The 23,573-nt window shown below is 66.1% G+C and carries 25 protein-coding genes; 8 read left to right on the top strand and 17 right to left on the bottom strand.

What is annotated here, in order from left to right; genetic code table 11:
• Positions 1 to 149 precede the first annotated feature (149 nt).
• On the top strand, positions 150 to 2,312 hold the full coding sequence (locus FHS50_RS09525; RefSeq protein ID WP_183934206.1) for a TonB-dependent receptor plug domain-containing protein: 2,163 nt from the start codon (positions 150 to 152) through the stop codon (positions 2,310 to 2,312).
• Between the two features lies 1 nt (position 2,313).
• On the opposite strand, the gene feoB is transcribed toward FHS50_RS09525, so the two are convergent.
• The 4 genes from feoB to FHS50_RS09505 are packed head-to-tail and all read right to left on the bottom strand — an operon-like array spanning position 2,314 to position 6,000.
• Positions 2,314 to 4,164 (bottom strand): ferrous iron transporter B, encoded by a 1,851-nt coding sequence (gene feoB / locus FHS50_RS09520; protein WP_183934205.1) that lies wholly within the window; start codon positions 4,162 to 4,164, stop codon positions 2,314 to 2,316.
• Positions 4,161 to 4,430, bottom strand: coding sequence for a FeoA family protein (locus FHS50_RS09515; protein WP_183934204.1), 270 nt, complete (start codon positions 4,428 to 4,430; stop codon positions 4,161 to 4,163). The genes feoB and FHS50_RS09515 overlap by 4 nt, the downstream gene beginning before the upstream one ends.
• A gap of 38 nt (positions 4,431 to 4,468) precedes the next feature.
• Positions 4,469 to 5,116 (bottom strand): COQ9 family protein, encoded by a 648-nt coding sequence (locus FHS50_RS09510; RefSeq protein ID WP_183934203.1) that lies wholly within the window; start codon positions 5,114 to 5,116, stop codon positions 4,469 to 4,471.
• The gene (locus tag FHS50_RS09505) at positions 5,113 to 6,000 is read right to left on the bottom strand and encodes a DMT family transporter (RefSeq protein WP_183934202.1); all 888 of its coding nucleotides are present in this window, start codon (positions 5,998 to 6,000) and stop codon (positions 5,113 to 5,115) included. Before FHS50_RS09505 ends, FHS50_RS09510 begins: the two co-directional genes overlap by 4 nt.
• 90 nt (positions 6,001 to 6,090) lie before the next feature.
• Between FHS50_RS09505 and FHS50_RS09500 the strand changes: the two genes are divergently transcribed.
• Both FHS50_RS09500 and FHS50_RS09495 read left to right on the top strand, forming a co-directional pair.
• The gene (locus FHS50_RS09500; protein ID WP_183934415.1) at positions 6,091 to 7,179 is read left to right on the top strand and encodes an alkene reductase; all 1,089 of its coding nucleotides are present in this window, start codon (positions 6,091 to 6,093) and stop codon (positions 7,177 to 7,179) included.
• On the top strand, positions 7,176 to 7,796 hold the full coding sequence (locus FHS50_RS09495; RefSeq protein WP_183934201.1) for an SOUL family heme-binding protein: 621 nt from the start codon (positions 7,176 to 7,178) through the stop codon (positions 7,794 to 7,796). The genes FHS50_RS09500 and FHS50_RS09495 overlap by 4 nt, the downstream gene beginning before the upstream one ends.
• Here FHS50_RS09495 and ribH read toward each other — a convergent pair.
• The 9 genes from ribH to FHS50_RS09450 are packed head-to-tail and all read right to left on the bottom strand — an operon-like array spanning position 7,793 to position 15,447.
• Positions 7,793 to 8,212, bottom strand: a complete 420-nt coding sequence (ribH, locus tag FHS50_RS09490) for a 6,7-dimethyl-8-ribityllumazine synthase (protein ID WP_183934200.1) — start codon at positions 8,210 to 8,212, stop codon at positions 7,793 to 7,795. The genes FHS50_RS09495 and ribH overlap by 4 nt on opposite strands.
• A complete protein-coding gene (gene ribB / locus FHS50_RS09485) occupies positions 8,212 to 9,492 on the bottom strand; it encodes a 3,4-dihydroxy-2-butanone-4-phosphate synthase (RefSeq protein WP_183934199.1) in 1,281 nt (426 codons plus the stop codon). The genes ribH and ribB overlap by 1 nt, the downstream gene beginning before the upstream one ends.
• Positions 9,493 to 9,538: 46 nt before the next feature.
• Positions 9,539 to 10,141, bottom strand: coding sequence for a riboflavin synthase (locus FHS50_RS09480; protein ID WP_183934414.1), 603 nt, complete (start codon positions 10,139 to 10,141; stop codon positions 9,539 to 9,541).
• A gap of 12 nt (positions 10,142 to 10,153) precedes the next feature.
• Positions 10,154 to 11,104, bottom strand: a complete 951-nt coding sequence (ribD, locus tag FHS50_RS09475) for a bifunctional diaminohydroxyphosphoribosylaminopyrimidine deaminase/5-amino-6-(5-phosphoribosylamino)uracil reductase RibD (protein ID WP_183934413.1) — start codon at positions 11,102 to 11,104, stop codon at positions 10,154 to 10,156.
• A 20-nt stretch (positions 11,105 to 11,124) separates the two neighbouring features.
• Positions 11,125 to 11,448 carry a hypothetical protein gene (locus FHS50_RS09470; protein WP_183934198.1) on the bottom strand — a complete coding sequence of 108 codons (324 nt, stop codon included), beginning with the start codon at positions 11,446 to 11,448 and terminating at the stop codon, positions 11,125 to 11,127.
• Positions 11,449 to 11,502: 54 nt separating this feature from the next.
• A complete protein-coding gene (gltX, locus tag FHS50_RS09465; protein WP_183934197.1) occupies positions 11,503 to 12,807 on the bottom strand; it encodes a glutamate--tRNA ligase in 1,305 nt (434 codons plus the stop codon).
• A 23-nt stretch (positions 12,808 to 12,830) separates the two neighbouring features.
• Complete coding sequence (locus tag FHS50_RS09460) at positions 12,831 to 13,346, bottom strand: hypothetical protein (protein ID WP_183934196.1); 516 nt, start codon at positions 13,344 to 13,346, stop codon at positions 12,831 to 12,833.
• A gap of 5 nt (positions 13,347 to 13,351) precedes the next feature.
• Positions 13,352 to 13,792 carry an META domain-containing protein gene (locus FHS50_RS09455; RefSeq protein WP_183934195.1) on the bottom strand — a complete coding sequence of 147 codons (441 nt, stop codon included), beginning with the start codon at positions 13,790 to 13,792 and terminating at the stop codon, positions 13,352 to 13,354.
• A complete protein-coding gene (locus FHS50_RS09450) occupies positions 13,789 to 15,447 on the bottom strand; it encodes an NAD+ synthase (RefSeq protein ID WP_183934194.1) in 1,659 nt (552 codons plus the stop codon). The genes FHS50_RS09455 and FHS50_RS09450 overlap by 4 nt, the downstream gene beginning before the upstream one ends.
• 102 nt (positions 15,448 to 15,549) lie before the next feature.
• Here FHS50_RS09450 and FHS50_RS09445 point away from each other — a divergent pair, with 102 nt between their 5' ends.
• From FHS50_RS09445 to pheT, 5 genes are all read left to right on the top strand, one after another.
• Positions 15,550 to 16,482, top strand: coding sequence for a ribose-phosphate pyrophosphokinase (locus FHS50_RS09445; RefSeq protein WP_183934193.1), 933 nt, complete (start codon positions 15,550 to 15,552; stop codon positions 16,480 to 16,482).
• A gap of 142 nt (positions 16,483 to 16,624) precedes the next feature.
• A complete protein-coding gene (gene rpmI / locus FHS50_RS09440; protein WP_183934192.1) occupies positions 16,625 to 16,828 on the top strand; it encodes a 50S ribosomal protein L35 in 204 nt (67 codons plus the stop codon).
• A gap of 12 nt (positions 16,829 to 16,840) precedes the next feature.
• Positions 16,841 to 17,206 (top strand): 50S ribosomal protein L20, encoded by a 366-nt coding sequence (gene rplT, locus FHS50_RS09435; RefSeq protein ID WP_183934190.1) that lies wholly within the window; start codon positions 16,841 to 16,843, stop codon positions 17,204 to 17,206.
• Between the two features lie 77 nt (positions 17,207 to 17,283).
• On the top strand, positions 17,284 to 18,348 hold the full coding sequence (gene pheS / locus FHS50_RS09430; RefSeq protein ID WP_183934189.1) for a phenylalanine--tRNA ligase subunit alpha: 1,065 nt from the start codon (positions 17,284 to 17,286) through the stop codon (positions 18,346 to 18,348).
• A complete protein-coding gene (gene pheT / locus FHS50_RS09425; RefSeq protein WP_183934188.1) occupies positions 18,345 to 20,696 on the top strand; it encodes a phenylalanine--tRNA ligase subunit beta in 2,352 nt (783 codons plus the stop codon). The genes pheS and pheT overlap by 4 nt, the downstream gene beginning before the upstream one ends.
• Positions 20,697 to 20,723: 27 nt before the next feature.
• On the opposite strand, the gene FHS50_RS09420 is transcribed toward pheT, so the two are convergent.
• Genes FHS50_RS09420 through ftsE form a run of 4 tightly spaced genes read right to left on the bottom strand, consistent with a single transcriptional unit; the run spans position 20,724 to position 23,534 of the window.
• Positions 20,724 to 21,410, bottom strand: a complete 687-nt coding sequence (locus FHS50_RS09420; protein ID WP_183934187.1) for a lysophospholipid acyltransferase family protein — start codon at positions 21,408 to 21,410, stop codon at positions 20,724 to 20,726.
• The gene (locus tag FHS50_RS09415) at positions 21,407 to 21,943 is read right to left on the bottom strand and encodes a YdcF family protein (RefSeq protein WP_183934186.1); all 537 of its coding nucleotides are present in this window, start codon (positions 21,941 to 21,943) and stop codon (positions 21,407 to 21,409) included. Before FHS50_RS09415 ends, FHS50_RS09420 begins: the two co-directional genes overlap by 4 nt.
• Positions 21,940 to 22,812 carry a cell division protein FtsX gene (locus FHS50_RS09410; RefSeq protein WP_183934185.1) on the bottom strand — a complete coding sequence of 291 codons (873 nt, stop codon included), beginning with the start codon at positions 22,810 to 22,812 and terminating at the stop codon, positions 21,940 to 21,942. The genes FHS50_RS09415 and FHS50_RS09410 overlap by 4 nt, the downstream gene beginning before the upstream one ends.
• Complete coding sequence (ftsE, locus tag FHS50_RS09405; RefSeq protein WP_246333112.1) at positions 22,809 to 23,534, bottom strand: cell division ATP-binding protein FtsE; 726 nt, start codon at positions 23,532 to 23,534, stop codon at positions 22,809 to 22,811. Before ftsE ends, FHS50_RS09410 begins: the two co-directional genes overlap by 4 nt.
• Between the last annotated feature and the right edge of the window lie 39 nt (positions 23,535 to 23,573).

Genomic DNA, 23,573 nt, shown 5'->3' with positions numbered 1-23,573 from the left:
GTTTCGAGAGGCAACCTTGATGGTCGCTGGTTGGCGGCGCGGCGTCGTTGGTCGAAGCGCCCGCGACAATTCACATGGCGTTCATCCAATGCTGCACTTGTCAGCTTGTCAGGTGCGGGTGGGGCCGTGACCAAGGAAAGCAAAAGGGAATGACGAAAACTCCGATCATGACGAGCGTGCTGGCGATCATCGCCATGGGCGCCGCCGGCCCCGTGATGGCGGCAACGAGCGTGCAGGATGCCTTGCCCGCGACGCCCGGCGATCCGGCGAGCGACACTCCGCCGCCCGAGGGAGGCAATGAAAGCGGCGAGGACAGCCAGGCCGCCGCGACCGATCCGCTCCAGCCGCAGGGGCCGCTGGCGTCGCGCAGCTTCACCCCGGCCGATTTCGTCCAGTTCGCGCCGCAGAACGCGCTCGACATGGTGCGGCGCATTCCGGGCTTCACCATCCAGGGCGGCGACGATGGCAGCCGCGGGCTGGGGCAGGCCAAGCAGAATGTGCTCATCAACGGCCAGCGCGTGTCGGGCAAGTCGAACGATGCGCGCGATGCATTGTCGCGCATCTCGGCCGACGCGGTCGAGCGGATCGACATCGTCGACGGTGCGACACTGGCGATTCCGGGCCTCAGCGGTCAGGTCGCCAATGTCATCGCCAAGTCGGGCAAATGGTCGGGCAATTTCGAATATGAACCCGAGATCCGCCGCAATCACGAGAATCTCTATTCCAAGTTCGAAGTGAGCGCGAGCGGCGCGATCGGGCGCAACGACGTGACCGTCAGTCTCGAGAATGATGCCGGGCGGCAGGGCCACCGCGGCCCCGAGGTGCGGCGCGACGGCAATGGCCAGCTGCTTGCCATCACCGAGGAGGATGCGACCTATTTCAGCGACCGGCCGCAGCTTTCGGCGTCGCTGTCGCGCATGGCCGGGAACGGCAATCTTCTGAACGTCAACGGCTCCTTCCAGCTGGTCTTTTTCGACCGGCGGATCGAGGGCGTGGCGGTCAATTCCGACGACGCGATCGTCGACGAGCTCAATCTCGGCGGCGAGGACGAGTGGAATTACGAACTGGGCGGCGATTATGAATTCGCGCTCGGTGGCGGGCGGCTCAAGCTGATCGGCTTGCGGCGGCAGGAGCATAGCCCGACCTTCAGCGAGTTCACCCGCCAGTTGCGCGAACCCGGATCGGTGGTGCGCGGCGGTCGGTTCGAGCAGGAAGTCGACGAAGCCGAGACGATCCTGCGCAGCGAATATGGTTTCAAGGCGCTCGGCGGCGACATGCAGTGGAGCCTCGAGGGCGCCTATAATTCGCTCGACAGCGAAGCCTCGCTGTTCCTGCGCGATGAAAATGGCATCGAGCAGCCGGTCGCGCTGCCCGGCGCCAATGCGCGGGTCGAGGAGAAGCGCGCCGAATCGATCGTCACCTATGGCCGTCCCCTTGGATCGGACCTCAACGTGCAATTCGGCCTAGGGGGCGAATATAGCCAGATTTCGGCGGGCGACCTCACGCGCAGCTTCTGGCGGCCCAAGGGTTCGCTGACGCTGGCCTGGACCGCCAGCGACGATTTGACGGTCAATGCCAAGATCGAGCGGCGAGTCGACCAGCTCAACTTCTTCGATTTCCTCGCTTCGGTCGATGTCGCCAACGACACCGACCGGTCGAACAATTTCAACCTGGTCCCGCCGCAGCGGTGGCGCGCCGAACTCGAATTCGTGCAGAAGCTCGGTGCATGGGGCTCGATCACGCCCGAGATCCGCGTCGCCGAGATCAGCGATATCGTCGATTCGATTCCCGTCTCGCCCACCGAGGAAGCGCTCGGCAATCTCGACAGCGCCTTCGTCGTGCAAGGGATGATCGAGGGCACCTTGCTGTTCGACCCCATCGGCTGGAAGGGTGCGCGGCTCAATCTTTTCGGGATGGTCACCGACACCAGCGTCGAGGACCCGCTGACCGGGCTCGACCGACAGATCAGCGGGATCCAGCGTTTCTACACCAATCTCGATCTGCGCCACGACATCCCGGGCAGCGACTGGGCCTGGGGCGGGGGAATGGAATATGGGCGACAGGCGCCTACTTTCCGCCTCGACCAATGGGCGCACGGCTACCAGACCAAGCCGGTCGCCTGGCTGTTCGTCGAGAATAAGGATGTCGCGGGCATGACGATGCGGGCGACCGTGGTGAACCTGCTCGGCACCAAGGACGGGTTCGAGCGGATTGCCTATGTCGACCGGCGTGACGGGCCGGTGGCCTTTACCGAGCAATGGGAACGCAGTTTCGGGCCGATCTTCCGCTTCTCGATCAGCGGGCAGCTTTGAATCAGCCGAGACCGAAGGCGACGGCCGTCCAATAAGTGATCCCCGCCGCGACATAGGCGATGGCGAAGAGATAGCCGACCATGAAGGCCGGCCATTTCCAGCCATTGGTCTCGCGGCGGGTCACCGCGATCGTCGAGACGCATTGCGGGGCGAACACGAACCAGGCGAGGAATGCGAGCGCGGTCGCGAGGCTCCACCGGCCCGCGAGCCGTTCCTCGAGCGTTGCCAGGCCTTCCTCGTCCTCGGCGTCGAGCGCATAGACGGTGCCGATCGCCGCGACCGCAACTTCGCGCGCGGCCATCGCGGGCAGCAAGGCGAGGCTGATGTCGCGATTGAAGCCGATCGGTTCGACCACCACCTCGATGCCGCTGGCGATGTGGCCCGCGATCGAGGCCTCGACCTGGTTCTCGCCGGGCGCGGCCTTGGGAAAGCTTGCCAGCGCCCAGAGGATGACCGTGGTGGCAAGGATGATGGTGCCCGCCCGGCGCAGGAAGATCACCGCGCGCTGCCACAGGCCGATCGCCACGTCGCGCAGCTGGGGAAGCTGATATTTGGGCATTTCCATCATGAAGCTTCCGCCGGTGCCCTTGACCACCGAGCGGCGTAGCATGGTCGCGACGACGAGCGCGCCGATGACGCCCGCGGCATAGAGGCCGAACAGCACGAGGCCCTGCAGCCCGATGCCCCAGCCGACGGTGCGGTTGGGGATGAAGGCCGCGATGATCAGCGCATAGACCGGCAGCCGCGCCGAACAGGTCATCAGGGGCGCGATGAGGATGGTGGTGAGCCGGTCCCTCGGATCGTCGATGGTGCGGGTCGCCATGATGCCCGGCACCGCGCAGGCGAAACTCGACAGCAGGGGAATGAAGGCGCGCCCGTTGAGCCCGGCATGGCTCATCAGCCGGTCCATCAGGAAAGCCGCGCGGACCATATAGCCCGTGCTTTCGAGGATTAGGATGAAGAGGAAGAGAATGAGGATCTGCGGGAGGAAGACCACCACCGCGCCCACGCCCGCGAACAGCCCGTCGACGATCAGCGACTTGAGCCAGCCGTCGGGGAGCGTCGCGGCGACCCATTCGCCCAGCGCGATCACCCCGCCTTCGAGCGCATCGGCGGGCGGAGCCGCCCAGGCGAACACCGCCTGGAAAATGGTGAACAGGAGAAGCGCGAGGATGATCGGGCCGATCAGCGGATGCAGCAGGATCCCGTCGAGCCGGTGGGTGATGCGCCGCACCGGGGTTTCCGAAATTATCGCCTTGACCGCAATGTCGCGGGCGCGCCGCTGGAGCGTGAGAATGTCCTCGACCGGCCCCTCGCCCGGGCGGATGTCGCGCGGACTGGCCAGCGTCTCGTCGATCGCGAGGCGCAATTCCTCGATCCCCTTGCGGCGAACCGCGACGGTTTCGATCACGGGGACGCCCAGTTCCTCCGACAGGCGCTCGGCAGAGACTTCGAGGCCGTCGCGCCTGGCGAGGTCCATCATGTTGAGCGCGACGATGGTGGGCAGTCCGAGCCCGATGAGCTGGAGCGCGAAGCGCAGATGGTTGTCGAGATTGGCGGCGTCGAGCACGATCACCAGCGCATCGGGAAGGCGTTCATATTCGCCTTCGCCCATCACCACGCTGCGGGTGACCGCTTCGTCGGGGCTGCCGGGATCGAGGCTGTAGGCGCCGGGAAGGTCGACCAGCTCGGCAAAGCGGTCCTCGCCGAGGCGCAGGCGGCCGGCATGGCGCTCGACCGTCACGCCGGGATAATTGCCCACCTTCTGCCGTGCGCCGGTGAGGGCGTTGAACAGCGCGCTCTTGCCGGCATTGGGATTGCCAGCGACGGCGACAAGCTTTGTCGGGGTCACGCCGCGAGCGGGACGACGCGAACCGCCGCGGCATGGGCGCGGCGGATGGCAACGGTCATGCGGCCCACCTTGACCGCCAGCGGATCGCGACCGAACGGCCCGAGATGGAGCGCTTCGATCGCCACCCCTTCGTCAAAGCCGAAATTCTTCAGGCGCAGGGCATCGCCAACGGCCAGGATCGACCAGTCGATGTCCGAAATATGCGCGCGCACGCCGACCGCAAGCTGGTCGAGCGCGAGGGTATCGGGAAGATTCGCCTTCGTCATTGCGACTGATTATCAATAACGACAGAGAATGGCCAGCCCTAGCGTGCAGGGTAGCGAAGCCGTCCCAGGAAGCGGGTGATGCTGGGACGGTGCGCCGATCCGCTCTTCCAGCTCGACTTCAATTTTTCGAAGCGCATCACGTCGGCGAGGCGGCGATCGAGGAAGGCGGCGGTTTCCTGCCAGCCATCGCTGTCATCATCGAGCCAGGCAAGCAGGGTCGAGCCGTAGACGCCCGAGAGAATGAGCCGCTTGCTGTAATGATTATAGTCGGTCGAAGTGTCGCCGGCGAGCCGCCACATGAGATCGGCGCTGTTCCAGCCGGTGCGCAGGCCCAGCGGCACATTCTGCGGCATGGCGAGGATCGACAGAGCGCTGCGCATCGCTTCGCGCGCGGGGGCGGCGGTTTCCAATCGGAACCAGATGAGGTTGCGGATGCGGTCGCGGACCTTCATCGCGGCGATCTTTTCGGGCGGAAAGGCCTCGACCATCGCGGCGTCGACGCCTTCGATCCAGGCCGCCACCATGTCGGCGGGGCGGTCGGGAAAAGCGAGCCGCGCCTGATCGCGGTCGATCCCCAGCTGGTCGGCGGCGGCAATCACCGCCTTGTCGGTCCAACCGTCGAACACGGCATTTTCGGCCACGACGAGCGACAGTTTGCGCCGGAGATTTTCGAGCGGAGAGGTCATGGCACCATAGTGGCGATGCGCGGGCGCGGACGCAAGCGCACGAGCACCAGTGCCGCCGCGACCGCGACCGCGCCGGTCCAGTCGATAAGGGTGAAAACCTCTCCATAGGCCCACCAGCCGATCAGGCCCGAGATGGCGGGCTGGGTGAGAAGCCCGAGACCGACCACTAGCGGGGGCAGGCGACCGATCGCATAGACGAGCAGGCCCTGCCCGACGAGCTGGCTGGAAAAGGCCAGCGCGATAAGCGCGCTCCATTCGCCCGAGAAGACGGGGTCGGGCGAGAGCAAGGTCACCGGCGCGAGGAAGATCGCGCCCCACAGCGTTGCCCAGAACAGGAGCGTGACAGGCTCGATCGAAGCGCGGGCGCGGTCGACCCCGATGAGATAGCCCGCGTAGAGAAGTCCCGCGAGCAGGGTGAGCAGATCGCCGCGCAGATTGGCGGCGCTCACTTCCATGCTTCCCGACAGGAGAAGCACCGTTCCGAGCGCGGCGAGCAGAAGCGCGGCGACCTGTCCGGCGGTGGGAAGCTTGCGCGCCAGCCACAGCCCGTAGATGGCGAAGGCGAAGCTGCCGAAATTGCCGAACAGCGTGGCATTGCCGAGCTTGGTGAGGTGAATGCCCATGTGCCAGAAAGCGAGGTCGGCAGCGAAGAAAGCGGCGGCGAGCATGATGACGAGGAAGGCCCGGCGCGGCGGTGCGCGGAGCGACTGTCCTACCGCCAGCGCGAGAAGCGCGAGCATCGGCACCGCGAGCGACAGCCGCCAGAAGGCCGACACCAGCGGCCCGACATCGGCAAGCCGGACGAGCCAGGGACCGAGCGCCAGCGCGCTCGACCCGCCGAGCAGGGCAAGCAAGGGGATGAAAGGGGCGACGGGCGCTTTCATCTGGCGGGCTTGCATCGGGCGGGGCAGGGATACAAGCCTGTCGTTGAGGCATTGAAAGTGACAAGCGACCGCCAACCGACCGGAGAAATGATGACCAGCCTGTTCGACCCGATTTCGCTTGGCGCGATCGACTGTCCCAACCGCATCCTGATGGCTCCCTTGACCCGCGGGCGCGCCGACCGCGAGGGTGTGCATGGGCCGCTGGCGGTCGAATATTATCGCCAGCGGGCGAGTGCGGGCCTGATCATTTCCGAAGCGACGGGCATTTCAAAGCGCGGGCTGGGCTGGCCCTATGCGCCGGGCCTGTGGAGCGATGCGCAAGTCGAGGGCTGGAAACCCGTTACCGAAGCGGTGCACCAAGCCGGCGGACGGATCGTCGCGCAGCTCTGGCACATGGGAAGGCTGGTGCATCCCTCGATGGGCGGCGATGCGCCCTTGTCGTCGAGCGCCACCACCGCGCCCGTGCGGCTCCATACATTCGAAGGCAAGCAGGAGCCGGTCGAGGCGCGGCCGATGACCAAAAGCGATGTCGAGGAAACGCTGGCCGATTATGCCCGCGCCGCCGCCAATGCGATGCGCGCTGGGTTCGACGGCGTGCAGATCCATGGCGCCAATGGCTATCTGATCGACCAGTTCCTGCGCGACGGAGTGAACCGGCGCGAGGATGAATATGGAGGCAGCGCCGAGAACCGTTGTCGCCTGATGCGAGAAGTGTGCGAAGCCGTGGCGAGCGAGATCGGGATGGAGCGCACCGGGCTTCGCCTGTCGCCATTGGGCGCGGTTCAGGGCGTGGACGACAGCGATCCCGAGACGCTGTTCACTACCGCGGCGCAAATCCTCGACGAGATCGGGCTGCCCTGGCTCGAGATGCGCGAACCCGGTCCCGATTCGACCTTCGTCGCGACCGAGATGGAGCGAGTGAGCCCGCACATGCGCGCGGTCTATGGTGGCAAGATGGGGCTCAACAGCGATTTCGGGCGCGAGGATGCACAGGCGATGCTCGATTCGGGGCTTTGCGATTTCATCGCCTTCGGCCGCCCCTTCATTTCCAATCCCGACCTGGTCGAGCGTTTCCGCAAGGACGCGCCGCTCAACGACTGGGACAAGACGACTTTCTACACGCGGGGGCCCGAAGGCTATGTCGACTATCCCGCGATGGGCGAGGAGGTGACGGCATGAAGCGCAGGGGCAAATGGCTGCTGGGGGGCGGGCTGCTGCTTGGCCTCACGCTTGCGGGCGGTGCGCGCTATCTTTTGCGCGAGCGGGCGACGCCCGAACCCGATTATCTCCTCGTCGAGAAGGAGGGCGATTTCGAGATCCGCGACTATCTGCCGATGTGGGTCGCCGAGACCGTCTGTTCGGGATCGCGCCGCGAAGCGATCCGCGCGGGTTTTCGCACGCTCGCCGACTATATCTTCGCGCGCAGCCATGACGGGGATTCGCTGCCGATGACCGCGCCGGTGATCGAGCGGCAGGCCAGCGAGGACCATTGGACGGTGCGCTTCGTGATGCCCGAGGGCGAAAGCGTGAAAACGCTGCCGCGCCCGCCTGCCGATGTCGAACTGCGCCATGTCGAGGCGCGGCGGATCGCGCTGGTGCGCTTTTCGGGGCGGCCCGAGGAATATGATCTCGAGGCCGAGGAAAAGAGGCTGCGCGAATGGCTTGGAACGCGCGAGGAGGAGATCCTCTTCGACACGCCCGAATATGCCTTTTTCAATTCGCCCGCGATGCCCGGCCCGCTGCGGCGCAACGAATTGTGGTTCGAGCTGGCGCTCGATCCGCCCGCCGCCAACTAGGCGAAGCGTTCGCGCAGTTCGAGCATTGCCAGCGCCGCGCGCGCCGCTTCGCCGCCCTTGTCCTTCTTGGCCGGATTGGCGCGGACTTCGGCCTGGGCGTCATTCTCGACCGTCAAAATGCCGTTGCCGATCGCCAGCCCGTCCATGGTGAGCGCCATCAGCCCGCGCGCGCTTTCGCCCGCGACGATTTCGAAATGATAGGTCTCGCCGCGGATCACGATGCCAATCGCGACATAGGCATCGTAGCGCCCGCTTTCGGAGGCGAGCGCGATGGCGCCCGGCAGTTCGAGCGCGCCCGGCACGGTGATCGTTTCATGTTCATGCCCCGCCGCCTCGATCGCCGCACGGGCGCCGGCGAGGAGCTGGTCGTTCAGCTCCTCGTAGAAGCGGGCTTCGGCAATCAGGATGCGCGCCATCAGGCTTCTCCCGTTTCGATGGGTCGTTCCTCGACGATCGCGAGGCCGTAGCCGTCGAGCGCGACGGGCGAATGGCGGGTGTTCGAGAGAAGGATCATGTCATGGATGCCGAGCGCGGCGAGGATCTGCGCGCCCACGCCATAGCTGCGGATCGCCTCGCTCGATTGCGCGGGCTTGCCCGAGCGCAAGTTGGTGGCGAGGCTGAGCGAGCCGGGCGAAGCGGCATGGAGCGCGACGAGCACGCCCGCGCCTTCCTTTTCGATCATCCGCATCGCGCCCTTCAGGAGCCCCGAACGCTCGCTTTTCTCGCCGAGCACGTCGGTGAAGAGATCGAGGCTGTGCATCCGCACCAGCGTGGGCTTGTCGGGGTCGATCGCGCCATGAACGAGCGCCATCTGCTCGGCGCCGGTGGCCTTGTCGCGGAAGACGCGCGCGGTCCAGGCCGCGCCGCTTTCGGCATTGAAGCGCGTTTCGGCGACTTCCTCGACCATATGATCCTTCTTGAGGCGGTAGGCGATGAGGTCGCGGATGGTGCCGATCTTGAGGCCGTGGGTCGCGGCGAAATCGATGAGGTCGTCGAGCCGCGCCATCGTGCCATCATCGCGCATGATCTCGCAGATCACCCCCGAGGGATTGAGGCCTGCGAGCCGCGAGACATCGACCGCCGCTTCGGTATGGCCCGCGCGCACCAGCACGCCGCCCGGCATCGCGGTGAGCGGGAAGACATGGCCCGGAGTGACGATGTCGTCGCTGCCCTTAGAAGCGTCGATGGCGACCGCGATGGTGCGCGCGCGGTCGGCGGCGCTGATCCCCGTGGTGACGCCTTCGCGCGCCTCGATCGAGACGGTGAAGGCGGTCCCCATGCTTTCGCGGTTGACCCGCGCCATCGGTTCGAGGCCGAGCTGGTCGACCCGTTCCTTGCCGAGCGCAAGGCAGATCAGCCCGCGCCCGTGGCGGGCCATGAAATTGATCGCGTCGGGAGTCGCCATCTGCGCGGGAATGACGAGGTCGCCTTCATTTTCGCGATCGTCATCGTCGACGAGGATGAACATGCGGCCATTGCGCGCTTCGTTGATGATTTCCTCGGCGCCGACGAGCACTTCGCTCTTGCCGAGGAATTTTTCGAGGCGGCCGAGCGTGTCGGCGGTGGGATTCCATTCCTCCGAGCCGAGTTTGCGCAGGCTGTTGGGATGGAGCCCGGCGGCGCGGGCGAGACCGGCACGGCTGATCTCGCCTTTCTCGACGAGGGCGGTGACGCGTTCGATCAATTGGATAGACATGGCGGCGCCGCTATCACACTGAAATGTGATTAGGCAAGCGCCTTCATCACATCCGGTTGGCGAGCATCCGGTCGATATAGCGAGCGAGCACGTCGATCTCGAGATTGAGCGAGCGGCCTTCGCTGACTTGATCGAAGGTGGTGTGCTCGGCGGTATGGGGGATGAGGTTGACCGTGAAGCGGGTCGTCTCGGCCTGGTCCTCGACATGGTTGACGGTGAGCGAGACCCCGTCGAGCGTGATCGAGCCCTTGGGCGCGATCGCGCCGGCGAGCACGCGCGGAGCCTCGATGGCGAGCCGCGTCGAGCCGCCCACTTCCTCGGCGGAGACGATCTTCGCCACCGCGTCGACATGGCCGGTGACGATATGCCCGCCCAGTTCATCGCCCACCTTGAGCGCGCGTTCTAGATTGAGGCGTGCGCCTTCGTGCCACAGCGCATCGGCGGTACGGGCGATGGTCTCGTCGCTGACATCGACCGCGAACCAGTCCCCACCCTTGTCGACCACCGTGAGGCAGACGCCCGAACAGGCGATCGAGGCACCCAGATCGACCGAGCCCATGTCGTAGGAGCAGCCGATGACGAGCCGCAGGTCGTCGCGCTTCTCGGCGCTGCGGACGGTTCCGATGTCGGTGATGATGCCGGTGAAGATGGTGCTGCCTCCTTATCCCCGGACGCGCTCGTAGACTTCCAGCCGGTCGATGCCAAGCGCCTTGCCGTCGCTGACCTGCCAGCGGCCATGCGCATCGGCAATCGCGTCGAGCCCGATATAGCCCACGCTGTTGCGCCCTTCGCCGATGAGCAGCGGCGCGCGGTAGATGAGGATGCGGTCGACGAGGTCGGCCTTGAGGAAAGCGGTGGCCGCGCCCGACCCGCCTTCGATCAGAAGTTCGTTGACGCCGTCGAGGTCATAGACCTGTTCGGGGCTCGACAGCGTTTCCCAGCCCTCGACCGGATCGCCCCGGGTGAGGAGCGCGCGGCGGGGGGAGCGTTCCTCGAGCCCCGGCAGGCGCACGTCGAGCGAGGGATTGTCGGCGCGCAGCGTGCCGCGGCCGACGAGGATCATGTCGGCATGGGCGCGTTCGAGATGGACATGGGCGCGCGCATCCTCGCCGGTGATCCATTTGGATTCGCCCGAGGGCAGCGCGATCTTGCCGTCGATCGAGAGCGCGAGCTTGAGCGTGATGCGCGGGCGCCCCTTGGTGACGCGCATGAAATAGCCCGCCATGCTGTCACGCGCCTGCTGCGCGCAGGCGCCGACCTCGACGCTCAGGCCCCTATCGCGAAGCGCGCGGATGCCTTCGCCCGCGGTGCGCGGGTCGGGATCCTCGGTGGCGATGATCACCCTGGCGATGCCTGCTTCGGGAATGATCGCGGCGCAGGTGGGGCCTCGGTCGCTGCGGTGGGCGCAGGGTTCGAGGCTGGTGTAGAGCGTGGCGCCGCGCGCTGCCTCGCCCGCCTGGTCGAGCGCGATCTTTTCGGCATGGGGCCGTCCGCCGCGCCCGGTCGCGCCGCCCGAAATCATCCGGTCATCGCGGACGATCACGCAGCCGACATTGGGATTGGGCGCGGTCTCGCCGAGCGCCGAGCGCCCGAGCGCGATCGCTTCGCCCATCCAGCGGACGGCGCTTCCGCTCATTCAATGCCCAGCTGGTTGCTCAATTCGCGATATTCCTCCTGGCGCAGGCGGCGCGCTTCCTCGGCGGCTTTCATATCGGCCTGCTGCTGCGCGATGATTTCCTCGTCGCTGCGGTCGGCGTCCCAGCTTTCGACATAGGTGATCGTCGCGCCCGGCGCGGTGTTCACCTTGGGATCGATGAAGAAAACGAGCACGATGATCACCGTGACGAGCACCGCGAGGATCGCGCCGATCGTCTGTTCGCGGCTGCGGCGGCGAAGGAAGGCAATCAGATCATTGCCGGCTTCGCGCGGTCCGAAGATGGGAGGAAGGATGGACATTGCGTCTAGATAGGGCGGGGCGGCGGGCCGCGCCAGCCCCGGCAGCAGTGCGCGCTAGCGGCGGAGCAGCCTGCGAACCGCCCGCTCCTTGCCGATGAGCGGCAGCATCGCCGCCATCTCGGGACCCGAGGACCGGCCGGTGAGCGCGAGGCGAAGCGGAAGGAAGAGCGCCTTGCCGCGCCGTCCCGTTTCTTCCTTGAGCGCAGCGGTGAGCGCGGACCAGATCCCATCGTCGAAGGGGAGCCCCTCGGCGAGGTTGGCGGCGGTCTCGAGGAAAGTGCGATCCTCTTCGCTCGGTTCGGGAGCGTCGATCTCGCCCGTGAAGATCGGGACATAATCGGCGGCTTCCGCAAGATGCGCGATATTGCCGCGAAGTGCCTGCCAATGCGCTTCGCCGATTTCGTCGGGCAAGCGGTCAGCGACCTCCTCGTAGGAGGCGGCGTGGAGAAGCTTGGCGTTGAGCGCCTCGACCTCGGCCATGTCGAAATGCGCGGGCGCACGACCGAAATGGGCAAAGTCGAGCCCTTGGGCGAGGCGGTCGAGATCGTCCATTGGCTCGACCGGCTGCGAGGTGCCGATCCGCGCGAGGAGCGAGAGCAACGCCATCGGTTCGAGCCCGCGCGCCTTCATTTCCTCGACCCCGACGGAGCCGAGCCGCTTGGACAATTTGCCTTCGGCGGCAACGAGCAGGGCTTCGTGCGCGAGGACGGGGCGCCTGGCACCCAGCGCATCGAACATCTGCAGCTGGATCGCCGAATTGGTGACATGGTCCTCGCCGCGCACGACATGGGTTATGCCGAGGTCCATATCGTCGACCACGCTCGGCAGCATGTAGAGCCAGCTGCCGTCGGCGCGGCGCACCACCGGATCCGAAATCAGCCTGGGGTCGAATTTCTGCACGCCCCGGATACGGTCTTCCCATTCGATCGGCGCGTCATGGTCGAGGCGGAAGCGCCAGTGCGGATCGCGGCCCTCGGGCACGGGCGCGTCTTGATCCTTGCGCTCGTAGACCGGCGGCAGGCCGCGCCCGAGCAGCACCTTGCGGCGAAGCTCGAGTTCCTCGGGGGTCTCGTAGCAGGCGTAGATGCGCCCCGCCGCGCGGAGTTTTTCGAAGGCCTCTTCATAGCGGTCGAACCGCTGCGACTGGCGCGCGGTCTCGTCGGGTTCGAGCCCGAGCCAGCGCAAATCCTCGCCGATCGCCTCGACATATTCTTCGCGCGAGCGTTCGCGGTCGGTGTCGTCGATGCGCAGGAGGAAAGTCCCGCCTTCGCGCCGCGCGAGGAGATAATTGTGGAGTGCCGTGCGGATATTGCCGACATGGAGCCGGCCCGTGGGCGCAGGGGCGAAACGCGTTTTCATGGCCCGCCCCTAGCCCTCTTCACCTATTGCGTGAAGAGGGTGAGCGTGCCCGCCGACCCGTCGAGCACCAGCGAGCCGTCGGGCAGGCGATAGGCCCATTCGGCCCCCATGAGCGCCGCCTTCATCGCCTCTTCCTGCGGAAGCAGGCCGCGCGCGCACATCGTGACGATGGGCCGCGTGGCGGACTCCTCTCCGCCGGGCGGGGGTGGAGGCGGTGCGGGCAGCAGGCGCATCCCGTCGTGAAGGAAGGTCCGTTCGAACCAGATACATTGCGACTGGACGCGGATGCGCGTGAGGCGGGCCGCCTCTCGGCCGGTTTCGATTTCGGCGCTGACGCCCCAATCGAGCGCGATTTCCTTGCCGTTGACGCCCGCGACGCGCCACGCTCCGCCAATGTCGGCAGGCGCGGTCGCGCCGATGGGGAGCGGCTTGACCTCGGGGGGCAATTCTTCCTCGGCGCGATCGACCGCATTGTCCGCGCCGCTTTCCGCAGGCTGGCAGCCCGCGAGAGACAAAGCGCCGAGGAAGGCGAGGCGCATGAGCCTTAGAGAGCCTGGAGGTCGACGACCCCGCCCGGGCCCGACAGCTGGAGCCGCCCGCCCATGTCCATCACGATATTGGCATCGCCGATCGCCTGCGCGACGCCATTTTCGAAGCTGGTGGGATCGGCCGCGCAGCCGCCCGACAGGCCCGACACCGGGGTGAAGCGGATCATGTTGCCGTTCTGCTCATAGCTCCAGCGCATATTGGCGCAGCTGCTCGACACGGTGAGTTCGCTTTCGCTTGCGCTGGCGCGCATCGCTGCCGAGGCGGGCAGCGGGGCGTTGCGATAGCTCGCCACTTCCCAGCGGCCTTCGATCTGGGGCGGAGCGGGCGCTTCGGCCTCCATTTCGGGCGCAGTCTCGTTGGCGACAGGCACCGGTTCCTCGCTGGCCTGCGAACAGGCGGCAAGCAGGGCGATCAGCGGGAGGCAGGCAAATTTCATAGTCCGGTCCTGAAATGGTTGGTGATGGGATAGCGGCGGTCGCGCCCGAAATTGCGCGATCCGATCTTGATGCCGATCGGGGCCTGGCGGCGCTTATATTCGGCGCGCAGGACCAGTTTCTCGATCTGGCTGACCAATTCCTCGTCGGCGCCGGTGCGCCGCGCGGTGGCGGCGACCGAAATCTCGTCCTCGATCAGCCCTTCGAGGATGCGGTCGAGCAGCTTGTAGGGGGGCAGGCTGTCCTCGTCCTTCTGGTCGTGGCGCAATTCGGCGGTCGGCGGCTTGGTGATCACCCGCTGGGGCATCACCGGCCCGTCGGGTCCCTTTGCCAGCCGCGGGCGGACGCGGTTGCGCCAGCGCGACAGTTCGAACACCGTGGTCTTGTAGGCATCCTTGAGCACCGAATAGCCGCCCGCCATGTCGCCATAGAGCGTGGCATAGCCGACGCTCATCTCGCTCTTGTTGCCGGTGGTGAGCACCATCGGGCCGAAGCGGTTGCTCAAGGCCATCAGCGTGACCATCCTGAGCCGCGACTGGATATTCTCTTCCGCGAGCCCCGGTTCGGTCCCGTGGAAGGGCTGTTCGAGCATCTGCTCCATCGCTTCGGTGCCGGGCTTGATCGGGATAATGTCGTAGCGGCAGCCGAGCATTTCGGCGCAGGCCCTGGCATCCTCGAGGCTGTCGCTGCTGGTATAGTCGGAAGGCATCATCACGCACCAGACGCGCTCGGCACCCAGCGCATCGACCGCGACCGCCGCCGAGAGCGCGCTGTCGATCCCGCCCGACAGGCCGAGGATGACGCCCGGGAAGCCGTTGCCGTCGACATATTCGGCGAGCCCCGTCATCATCGCGTGATAGACATCCTCGGGATAGGGATCGAGCGCGGCCATTTCGCCCGGTTCGCAATACCAGCCGTCCTCGCCTTTTTCCCAGTCGCACAGCGTCATCTTTTCGTCCCAGTCGGGAAGCTGGACGGGGATCGAGCCGCCGACGTTGCAGACGAAGCTCGACCCGTCGAAGGCCAGTTCGTCCTGCCCGCCGACGCGGTTGAGATAGACGAGCGGCAGGCCGGTTTCCTTGACCCGTTCGCGGACCATCTTCTGGCGGATATCGTCCTTGTGCAGTTCGAACGGGCTGCCGTTCATGACGAGCAGGATCTCGGCGCCGCGATCCACCAGATGCGCACACACCCGTTCCTGCCAGATATCCTCGCAGATCGGCAGGCCGAGCCGGATGCCGTTCCATTCGACCGGCTCGGGCATCGGGCCCGGGGTGAAGACGCGCAATTCGTCGAAGGTGCCGTAATTGGGCAGTTCGCGCTTGGCGCGCCGTTCGACGATCCCGCCGTTCTGCGCCATCAGCACGCCATTGTAGAGCGCACCGCCCTCGGCATAGATCGAGCCGAAGATGATCGGCGGCCCGCCGTCGGCGGTGGCATCGGCAAGCTTTTCGTTGGCGGCCATCGCGCGGCGCACGAATTCGGGCTTCAGGACGAGATCCTCGGTCGGATAGCCGGTGACCTGCATCTCGGGAAAGAGCACCAGGTCGGCACCGGCCTCGACCGCGCGGGCGCGCCATTCGAGGATGCGCGCGACATTGCCGGCAAGGTCGCCGACCCTCTGGTTCATCTGGCAAAGTGCAAGGCGGAATTTCATGGCAGCGAGGCGTAGAGCGGGTGATGCGCACTCGCAAGGTTGCCCGAACGACTTTTCCGCCGCTAAGGGAGGTCAAATCGAATCCCGAGGGGAATCCAAGCCATGAAACTGCTCGCCGGCAACTCCAACCCGCCGCTCGCCAAGGCCATCGCCGACTATCTGGAAATCCAGCTCGTGCAGGCCAGCGTCAAGCGCTTCGCCGACGAGGAAATCTTCGTCGAGGTGCTGGAGAATGTGCGCGGGCAGGACATGTTCGTGGTCCAGTCGACGAGCTATCCCGCCAATGACAACATGATGGAACTGCTCATCATGATCGATGCGCTGCGCCGTGCCTCGGCCAAGCGCATCACCGCGGTCATCCCCTATTTCGGCTATGCCCGGCAGGACCGCAAACCCGGCCCGCGCACGCCGATCTCGGCCAAGCTGGTGGCCAATCTCATCACCCAGGCAGGTGCCGACCGTGTGCTGACGATGGACCTGCACGCCGGCCAGATCCAGGGCTTCTTCGACATTCCCACCGACAATCTGTGGGGCGCGCCGGTGATGGCCGCCGACATCCAGGCGCGGTACGGCGACCGCAAGCTGATGGTGGTTTCGCCCGACGTCGGCGGGGTGGTGCGGGCACGCAGCCTTGCCAAGCGGCTCGACAATGCGCCGCTGGCGATCGTCGACAAGCGCCGCGAGCGCGCGGGCGAAAGCGAAGTGATGAACATCATCGGCGATGTCGAGGGCCATACCTGCATCCTCGTCGACGATATCGTCGATTCGGGCGGCACCTTGTGCAACGCCGCCGCCGCGATGAAGGAGCAGGGCGCGACCGAAGTGCTCGCCTATTGTTCGCATGGTGTCCTGTCGGGCGCCGCCGAGGCGCGGGTGAACAAGTCCGACCTCACCGAACTGGTGGTCACCGATTCGATCCATCACGAGGGCATGGACGATGGCGGCAAGATCCGCCGCCTCACCATCGCCCCGCTGTTCGGCGAAGCGATCAGCCGCATTGCCGATGAATCGAGCGTGTCGAGCCTGTTCGACTAGGGTTGCAGAATCGCCGCGTCCTCTCTATGTGCGCGCACTGATCTTCCAAATCATTGGAAATCCGACCGGTCCGGCCAGTGAGGGCTGCCGTGGCAGGTTGAAATCGTCGCTCGGGAAATCCGGGTGAGTTTAGGAGACGAAAATGCCCAAGCTGAAGACCAAGAGCGGCGTCAAGAAACGCTTCAAGATGACCGCTACCGGCAAGATCAAGGCCGGCGTCGCTGGAAAGCGCCACCGCCTGATCAGCCACAACGCCAAATATATCCGCAGCAACCGTGGCACCAAGGTGCTTGCCGAATGCGACGCCAAGACGGTGAAGCAGTGGGCACCCTACGGCCTCAAGTAAGGAGAAGCGGAAATGGCACGAGTTAAACGCGGCGTCACCACGCGCGCAAAGCACAAGCGGCTCCTGAAATCGGCGAAGGGCTATTATGGCCGTCGCAAGAACACGATCCGCATCGCCCGCCAGGCCGTCGAAAAGGCCGGTCAATATGCCTATCGCGACCGCAAGGCGAAGAAGCGCAGCTTCCGCGCCCTGTGGATCCAGCGCATCAATGCCGCGGTTCGCGCCGAAGGCATGACCTATGGCAATTTCATGCACGCGCTGAAGCTGGCCAAGGTCGATCTCGACCGCAAGGTGCTGGCCGACCTCGCGATGCATGAGCCGGAAGCCTTTAGCGCGATCGTCGCGCAGGCCAAGAAGGCACTGCCCGAAGCCGCCTGAAGGCGCTGACGGCAAAAGCATTTCTGGAGGGCGCGGAAGGCTTGGCTTTCCGCGCCCTTTCTTTATGGAAAGCCCCCATGATCGACCGTGACCAGGAAATCGCCCGCATCGAGGGTACCGAGGATATGAGCGCGCTCGAGGCGCTGCGCGTCGAACTGCTCGGCAAGTCGGGCAGCATCACCGCGCTTCTGAAGACCTTGGGCAAGATGAATCCCGACACCCGCAAGGTCGAGGGCCCGAAGATCCATGCCATCCGCGAAGCGGTGCAGGACGCAATCACCGCGCGCAAGCAAGCCTTCGAGAAGGCCGAACTGGAAGCCAGGCTGGCAACCGAACGGCTCGACCTTTCGCTTCCGGTCGATGGCGGGCCGCAGGGGTCGATCCACCCGGTGAGCCAGGTGATGGACGAGCTTGCCGAGATTTTTGCCGACCTGGGCTTTGCCGTTGCCGAAGGCCCCGAGGTCGAGGACGATTGGCACAATTTCTCGGCGCTCAACATTCCCGAGGCGCATCCGGCGCGCGCGATGCAGGACACTTTCTACGTCGAGGCCGAGGAAGGCGAGACGCCGCTCGTTCTGCGCACCCACACTTCGCCGGTGCAGATCCGCACGATGATGAGCGGCAAGCCGCCGTTCCGCATCATCGCGCCGGGCCGGGTCTATCGCAGCGACAGCGATGCCACCCACACCCCGATGTTCCACCAGGTCGAGGGGCTGGTGATCGATCGCGACATCCACATGGGGCATCTCAAGTGGACGCTGGAGACTTTCCTCAAGGCATTTTTCGAGCGCGACGATGTCGTGCTGCGGATGCGGCCGAGCTATTTCCCCTTCACCGAGCCTTCGGCCGAGGTCGATGTCGGCTGGTCCGAGGAGAAGGGCCGCCGCGTGGTCGGCGGTTCGGAAGGTTGGATGGAAGTGCTGGGGTCGGGCATGGTCCACCCCCGCGTGATCGAGGCCTGCGGTTTGGACCCCGACGAATGGCAGGGTTTTGCCTTCGGCTGCGGGATCGACCGACTGGCGATGCTCAAATATGGGATGGATGACTTGCGCGCCTTTTTCGACGGCGACCTGCGCTGGCTTCGCCACTACGGGTTCCGCTTTCTCGACGTTCCCACCCTTTCGGCGGGAGTGGGCGCATGAAGTTCACCCTGTCCTGGCTCAAGGAGCATCTCGATACCGACGCGAGCGCGGAGCACATCGCCGAGACGCTGACCGCGATCGGCCTCGAGGTCGAGGAAGTGAGCAATCCCGCCGATGCGCTTCGCCCCTTCACGGTGGCAAAGGTGCTGTCGGCCGAGAAACATCCCGAAGCCGACAAGCTTCAGGTGTTGAGCGTCGATGCCGGCGAGGGGCCGATGCAGGTGGTGTGCGGCGCGCCCAATGCGCGCGCAGGCATGCGCGGCGTGTTCGGCGGGCCGGGCGTCCATGTTCCGGGCCCCGATTTCACGCTGGGCAAGGCCGTCATTCGCGGGGTTGAATCCAACGGCATGCTCTGTTCGGCGCGCGAGCTCGAGCTGGGCGAGGATCATGACGGCATCATCGAGCTTCCCGAGGATGCGCCGGTCGGCACCAGCTATGCCGATTATGCCGGGCTCGACGATCCCTTGTTCGACGTGGCGATCACCCCCAACCGGCAGGATTGCATGGGCGTGCGCGGCATTGCCCGCGACCTCGCCGCCGCGGGGCTGGGCACGCTCAAGCCGCTCGACATTCCCGAAATCGAGACGCGGTTCGCCAACCCCGTCGAGATCCGCACCGAGGATCCCGAAGGCTGTCCGGCCTTCTATGGCCGCACCATTCGCGGGCTGACCAATGGCGCGTCTCCCGACTGGATGCAGCGCCGCCTCAAGGCCGCGGGCCAGCGGCCGATCTCGGCGCTGGTCGACATCACCAATTATGTCATGCTCGACCATGGGCGGCCGAGCCATGCCTATGATGTCGCCAAGCTCCAGGGCGCGGTGGCGGCCCGCCGCGCGGCCGACGGCGAAAAGGTGCTGGCGCTCAACGAGAAGGAATATGTCCTCGACGGGACGATGACGGTGATCGCCGATGACAATGGCGTGCACGACATCGGCGGGATCATGGGCGGCGAGAAGACGAGCGTCGATGAAAAGACGCAGGACGTGCTTCTCGAAGTCGCTTATTTCGATCCCGAGCGGATCGCCCGCACCGGCCAGAAGCTTACCCTTACCAGCGATGCGCGCAGCCGCTTCGAGCGGGGAGTCGACCCGGCTTTTCTCGACGAGGGGCTGGCGATCCTGACCCGTCTCATTCTCGACATCTGCGGAGGCGAAGCGAGCGAGGTGACGCGCGCGGGCGACCCGCCGACCGAGCGCCGCCAGATCCGGTTCGACTGGAACCGCACCGAGGCGCTGGGCGGGATGCAGGTCGCTCCCGAGAAGCAGGCCGAGATCCTCGGGTCGCTTGGCTTCGAGGTGGATGGCGACATGGTCACCGTCCCGACGTGGCGGCGCGATGTCTATGGCCCCGCCGACCTGGTCGAGGAAGTCACCCGCATCGTCGGATATGACCAGGTGCCCTCGACCGCGCTGCCGAGGCAGGACGGCGTGGCCAGGCCGGTGGCATCGCGCGCGCAGGTCGCCGAACGGCGCCTCCGCCGCGCCGCTGCCGCACGCGGGCTCAACGAAACCATCACCTGGAGCTTCATTTCCGAAGAGCAGGCCGAACTGCTCGGCGGGGGCGAACATATGCTCGCCAACCCGATCAGCGAGGAAATGAAGGTGATGCGCCCTTCGCTTCTCCCGGGGCTTGCCGGCGCGGCGCGGCGCAATCTCGATCGCGGCGCCGACAGCGTCCGGCTGTTCGAGATCGGGCGCCGCTATCTCGCCGAGGGCGAGAAGCCGACCGCGACGCTCCTGCTGGCCGGACAGAAGCGTCCGCGCGGCTGGCAGCAGGGCAAGGCGGTCAGTTTCGACGCCTTCGACGCCAAGGCCGAAGCGCTGGCGCTGCTCGAAGCAGCGGGCGCACCCGTCGCCAATCTCCAGCTGTTCATGGACGCCGGGCCGCATTGGCATCCCGGGCGCTCGGCCAAGCTCGGCCTTGGTCCCAAGAAGATCCTCGCCCGGTTCGGCGAATTGCATCCCGCGCTGGCGAAGCAGCTCGACGTGCCCACCGGCACCGTGGCCGCCGAGATCGACATGGAAGCGATCCCGGCACCGCGCAACAATGACCGGGCACGCGCGGCCTATGCGCCCTCTGCCCTGCAGCCGGTGATCCGCGATTTCGCCTTCATCGTTCCCGCCGACCTTGCTGCCGCCGATCTCGAGCGGGCGATCGCGGGTGCCGACAAGAAAAGGATTACCGAGGTCCGCACCTTCGACCGTTTCGAAGGCAAGGACGGTCTCAGCCTCGCGGTCGAAGTCACCCTCCAGCCCGAGGACAAGAGCTTCACCGACGAGGAAATCGGCGCGATCTCGCAGGCGATCATTGCCGCGGCGGAGAAAAAGGGCGCCAAGCTGAGAGGCTAGGCCCGGGAGATCCGGACCTGACGGACCTTAGGGATTGAGGGCGTTAATCGCGGCGTGGACGCGCGCCTCGACCTCGCCGCGCGGCAGGCCCGGCTCGATCACCTCTCCCACCTTGAAGCGGATCGTCCCGGCATGTTTGACATAGCCGCGCGGCCACAGCTTGCCGCTGTCATGCGCGACCGGCACCACCGGCAGCTTGAGCACGCGGTAGAGACCCGCGAAGCCCGGGCGAAGCGGCGGCGCGGCGCCAAAGGGCACGCGCGTGCCTTCGGGGAAGATGACCACCGGCCGCTTTTCCGCGACCGCCTTCTGCCCTTCCTTCATCATCGAGCGGAGCGCGCTCGCGCCCGCTTCGCGATCGACCCCGATCACGCCATAGCGCCGGTTGACCCAGCCGAAGATCGGCATGGTGGTCAGTTCGCGCTTCATCACCACCACCGGTGTGTGCGCGAAGCGCAGCGCCTCGACCGTCTCGACCATCGCCTGGTGCTTGACCGCGATGAGGAAGGGCCCGTCGGGGATCTGCCCGTCCCATTCCATGCGGATGCCGAGCACATGGCGCACCAGCCAGTGGTGAAAGTTGGACCAGCCATGGACGACATGGCGCAGGGCCCCCTGCCCCGTCGGCGCGACCGCGAGTCCGGCAAGGCAATAGAGCAGCGTGCCGGGATAGAAGAGCAGGTGAAAGAGGGTCGAACGCAGAAAGGCCATCATACCCCCATGAGCACGCCGATCCGGCGCAGGACGTATTTGTTATATTCGCCGAACAGGGTGAACAGGCCGGGCCGGGTGGGCACCGCGTCGAAGATGATGTCGACTTCATCGCCCATTTCGCGGCGGAATTCATAGGCGGCGCGGCGCATGTGCCAGTCGGAAGTCACGAGCCGCAGTTCGCGATAGCCATGCTTTTCGATCCAGCGGTGCGCTTCTTCGGCATTGGAGCGGGTATCGACCGATTCCGAGCCCAGATCGACGCAACAGGCAATGAGTTCGTCCTTGCCGCCGAGCCGTTCGACCAGATCGGCCTCGGTCACCACCGGATCGGCGCCCGCGATGAGCAGCCGTTCCGCCTTGCCCGCCGCCAGCCGGTCGACCGCTTGCTCGATCCGGCCCTTACCGCCGGTGAGCACGACGATCGCGGCGGTTTCGGGCGCGTCCTCGCGCGCAGGCTCGCCCAGCGTCACGCTGAACAGTGCGAATCCGAGCGCATAAAGGAGCGCAACAAAGGAAAAGAGGCGAAGGATCATGGCAAGGCGCGTAGAGAGACCAAAACCGCGCGTCTTGCAACCAGTGTCGCAAGCAGTGCCCCGCCGAGCGGCAGCAGAGCGAGCATCAAGAGGTCGACCGGGAAGAGCAAAGCCTGTCCCGCCATGCGCCCGGCGATTGCCAGCCCGCTCGCAGAAACGAGCAGCAGCACGAGCGCTGCCAGTCCGGCCCCCAGGGCGCCGCCGACAAGGCTGTCGAGCGCGATGCGATATTGAAAGAGGCGCACCACCTGCTCGTCGGTCGCACCCACGCCGTGCATGACATCGATCGTGTCGCGATTGGCCGCAAGCGCGGCGCGCGCGGCAAGCACGACCGCCGCCCCTGCCGCCACGCCGACGAGAATGACGAGACTGGCGGCGACCCATCCCAGGGCTCGAAGCGAGCGCAGGAGGGGCTGGATGGTGCTGCGGTTGGCGACCAGCATCGCGTCGGCGAACTCGCTCCGGAGCGCCGTTTCGATGGCCTTGGCGTCGGCATTGTCATCGAACTCGACCTCGACCAGTGCGGGCACCGGAAGATCGGCTTCGCGCGCCGCGGGACCGAGCCAGCGATCAAGCGTTTCGTTGACCTCTTCCTCGGGAACCGCGCGCGCCGAGCGCACCCCGTCGAGATCGCGCGCGGCGCGGGCCAGGGCATCGCCCTGCCCTGCTCCGCCCGGCAGCTGGATGCTGTAGCGCGCTTCAGTGGCTTGCGAGAGAAGCGCTGCGGCATTGCCGATCGCCAGCCCCGCCGCGGCGACGATCACCATCACGAACATCATGATCGCGATCAGCCCGCGCGTCGGCCCGCGACGGCGCCCCGCGGGAAGCAATTGCCGTTCGGCGGCGGTGAGCGCCCATTGCGGCCTCATGCATTTTCTCCGCGCCGCACCGGGGGATGGGCAAGCCCGCCCGTGGGATCGACGATCCCGCCTTTTTCGAGGCGGATGAGAGTCGCGCCCGGAGTCTCGCCGATGAGCCCGATGTCATGGGTGGCGATCACCACCGTGGTGCCGAGCCGGTTGAGCGCGCCGAACAGGTGCATCAGTCGCCGCGCCATCTCGGCATCGACATTGCCCGTGGGTTCGTCGGCGACGAGAAGGTCGGGCCGCCCGATCACCGCGCGGGCGATCGCCACGCGCTGCTGCTCGCCGCCCGACAGCGTCGGGGGACGCGCTCCGGCGCGGTCGGACAGCCCCACCCAGCCGAGCATCTCGTTGGTCGCGGTCTCGATATCGTCCTCGGCATGTCCCGCGATGCGAAGCGGCAGCGCGACATTGTCGAAGGCGCTCAGATGATCGATCAGGCGGAAGTCCTGATAGACGATGCCAATCCGGCGGCGCAGGCCCGGCAGGGCATTGCGATCAACTTCGTCGAGCGGCTGGCCGAACAGCGAGATGCGGCCGCGCGTGGGACGCTGGGCAAGGTATAGCAGCTTCAAAAGCGAGGTTTTTCCCGCCCCCGAGGGGCCGGTCAGAAAATAGAGCCCGCCCGCCACCAGCTTGAAATCGAGATCCCGCAAAATCTCAGCGCCGGTACCGTAACGCAAACCCACCGATTCAAAGGAAACGATCACCCCGGCAGTCCCCATCATGTCCGATCATAGTGTCGCACAGGCGCGCGATGCTTGCCA

It is taken from the genome of Sphingomicrobium lutaoense, from assembly GCF_014195685.1.
Taxonomy (GTDB): domain Bacteria; phylum Pseudomonadota; class Alphaproteobacteria; order Sphingomonadales; family Sphingomonadaceae; genus Sphingomicrobium; species Sphingomicrobium lutaoense.
This window is presented reverse-complemented; position numbering and strand designations above follow the sequence as displayed.

Excerpts from the sequence above, each read along its gene's own strand:
- FHS50_RS09525 (WP_183934206.1), top strand. The coding sequence starts at position 150 with ATGACGAAAACTCCGATCATGACGAGCGTGCTGGCGATCATCGCCATG.
- FHS50_RS09460 (WP_183934196.1), bottom strand. The coding sequence starts at position 13,346 with ATGCGCCTCGCCTTCCTCGGCGCTTTGTCTCTCGCGGGCTGCCAGCCT.
- FHS50_RS09445 (WP_183934193.1), top strand. The coding sequence starts at position 15,550 with ATGAAACTGCTCGCCGGCAACTCCAACCCGCCGCTCGCCAAGGCCATC.
- FHS50_RS09505 (WP_183934202.1), bottom strand. The coding sequence starts at position 6,000 with ATGAAAGCGCCCGTCGCCCCTTTCATCCCCTTGCTTGCCCTGCTCGGC.
- ribB (WP_183934199.1), bottom strand. The coding sequence starts at position 9,492 with ATGTCTATCCAATTGATCGAACGCGTCACCGCCCTCGTCGAGAAAGGC.
- pheT (WP_183934188.1), top strand. The coding sequence starts at position 18,345 with ATGAAGTTCACCCTGTCCTGGCTCAAGGAGCATCTCGATACCGACGCG.
- FHS50_RS09420 (WP_183934187.1), bottom strand. The coding sequence starts at position 21,410 with ATGATGGCCTTTCTGCGTTCGACCCTCTTTCACCTGCTCTTCTATCCC.
- FHS50_RS09500 (WP_183934415.1), top strand. The coding sequence starts at position 6,091 with ATGACCAGCCTGTTCGACCCGATTTCGCTTGGCGCGATCGACTGTCCC.
- ribD (WP_183934413.1), bottom strand. The coding sequence starts at position 11,104 with ATGGGCGAAGCGATCGCGCTCGGGCGCTCGGCGCTCGGCGAGACCGCG.
- ribH (WP_183934200.1), bottom strand. The coding sequence starts at position 8,212 with ATGGCGCGCATCCTGATTGCCGAAGCCCGCTTCTACGAGGAGCTGAAC.
- FHS50_RS09415 (WP_183934186.1), bottom strand. The coding sequence starts at position 21,943 with ATGATCCTTCGCCTCTTTTCCTTTGTTGCGCTCCTTTATGCGCTCGGA.
- FHS50_RS09510 (WP_183934203.1), bottom strand. The coding sequence starts at position 5,116 with ATGACCTCTCCGCTCGAAAATCTCCGGCGCAAACTGTCGCTCGTCGTG.
- FHS50_RS09495 (WP_183934201.1), top strand. The coding sequence starts at position 7,176 with ATGAAGCGCAGGGGCAAATGGCTGCTGGGGGGCGGGCTGCTGCTTGGC.
- FHS50_RS09410 (WP_183934185.1), bottom strand. The coding sequence starts at position 22,812 with ATGAGGCCGCAATGGGCGCTCACCGCCGCCGAACGGCAATTGCTTCCC.
- rplT (WP_183934190.1), top strand. The coding sequence starts at position 16,841 with ATGGCACGAGTTAAACGCGGCGTCACCACGCGCGCAAAGCACAAGCGG.
- FHS50_RS09450 (WP_183934194.1), bottom strand. The coding sequence starts at position 15,447 with ATGAAATTCCGCCTTGCACTTTGCCAGATGAACCAGAGGGTCGGCGAC.
- FHS50_RS09470 (WP_183934198.1), bottom strand. The coding sequence starts at position 11,448 with ATGTCCATCCTTCCTCCCATCTTCGGACCGCGCGAAGCCGGCAATGAT.
- pheS (WP_183934189.1), top strand. The coding sequence starts at position 17,284 with ATGATCGACCGTGACCAGGAAATCGCCCGCATCGAGGGTACCGAGGAT.
- rpmI (WP_183934192.1), top strand. The coding sequence starts at position 16,625 with ATGCCCAAGCTGAAGACCAAGAGCGGCGTCAAGAAACGCTTCAAGATG.
- FHS50_RS09515 (WP_183934204.1), bottom strand. The coding sequence starts at position 4,430 with ATGACGAAGGCGAATCTTCCCGATACCCTCGCGCTCGACCAGCTTGCG.
- ftsE (WP_246333112.1), bottom strand. The coding sequence starts at position 23,534 with ATGATGGGGACTGCCGGGGTGATCGTTTCCTTTGAATCGGTGGGTTTG.
- gltX (WP_183934197.1), bottom strand. The coding sequence starts at position 12,807 with ATGAAAACGCGTTTCGCCCCTGCGCCCACGGGCCGGCTCCATGTCGGC.
- FHS50_RS09455 (WP_183934195.1), bottom strand. The coding sequence starts at position 13,792 with ATGAAATTTGCCTGCCTCCCGCTGATCGCCCTGCTTGCCGCCTGTTCG.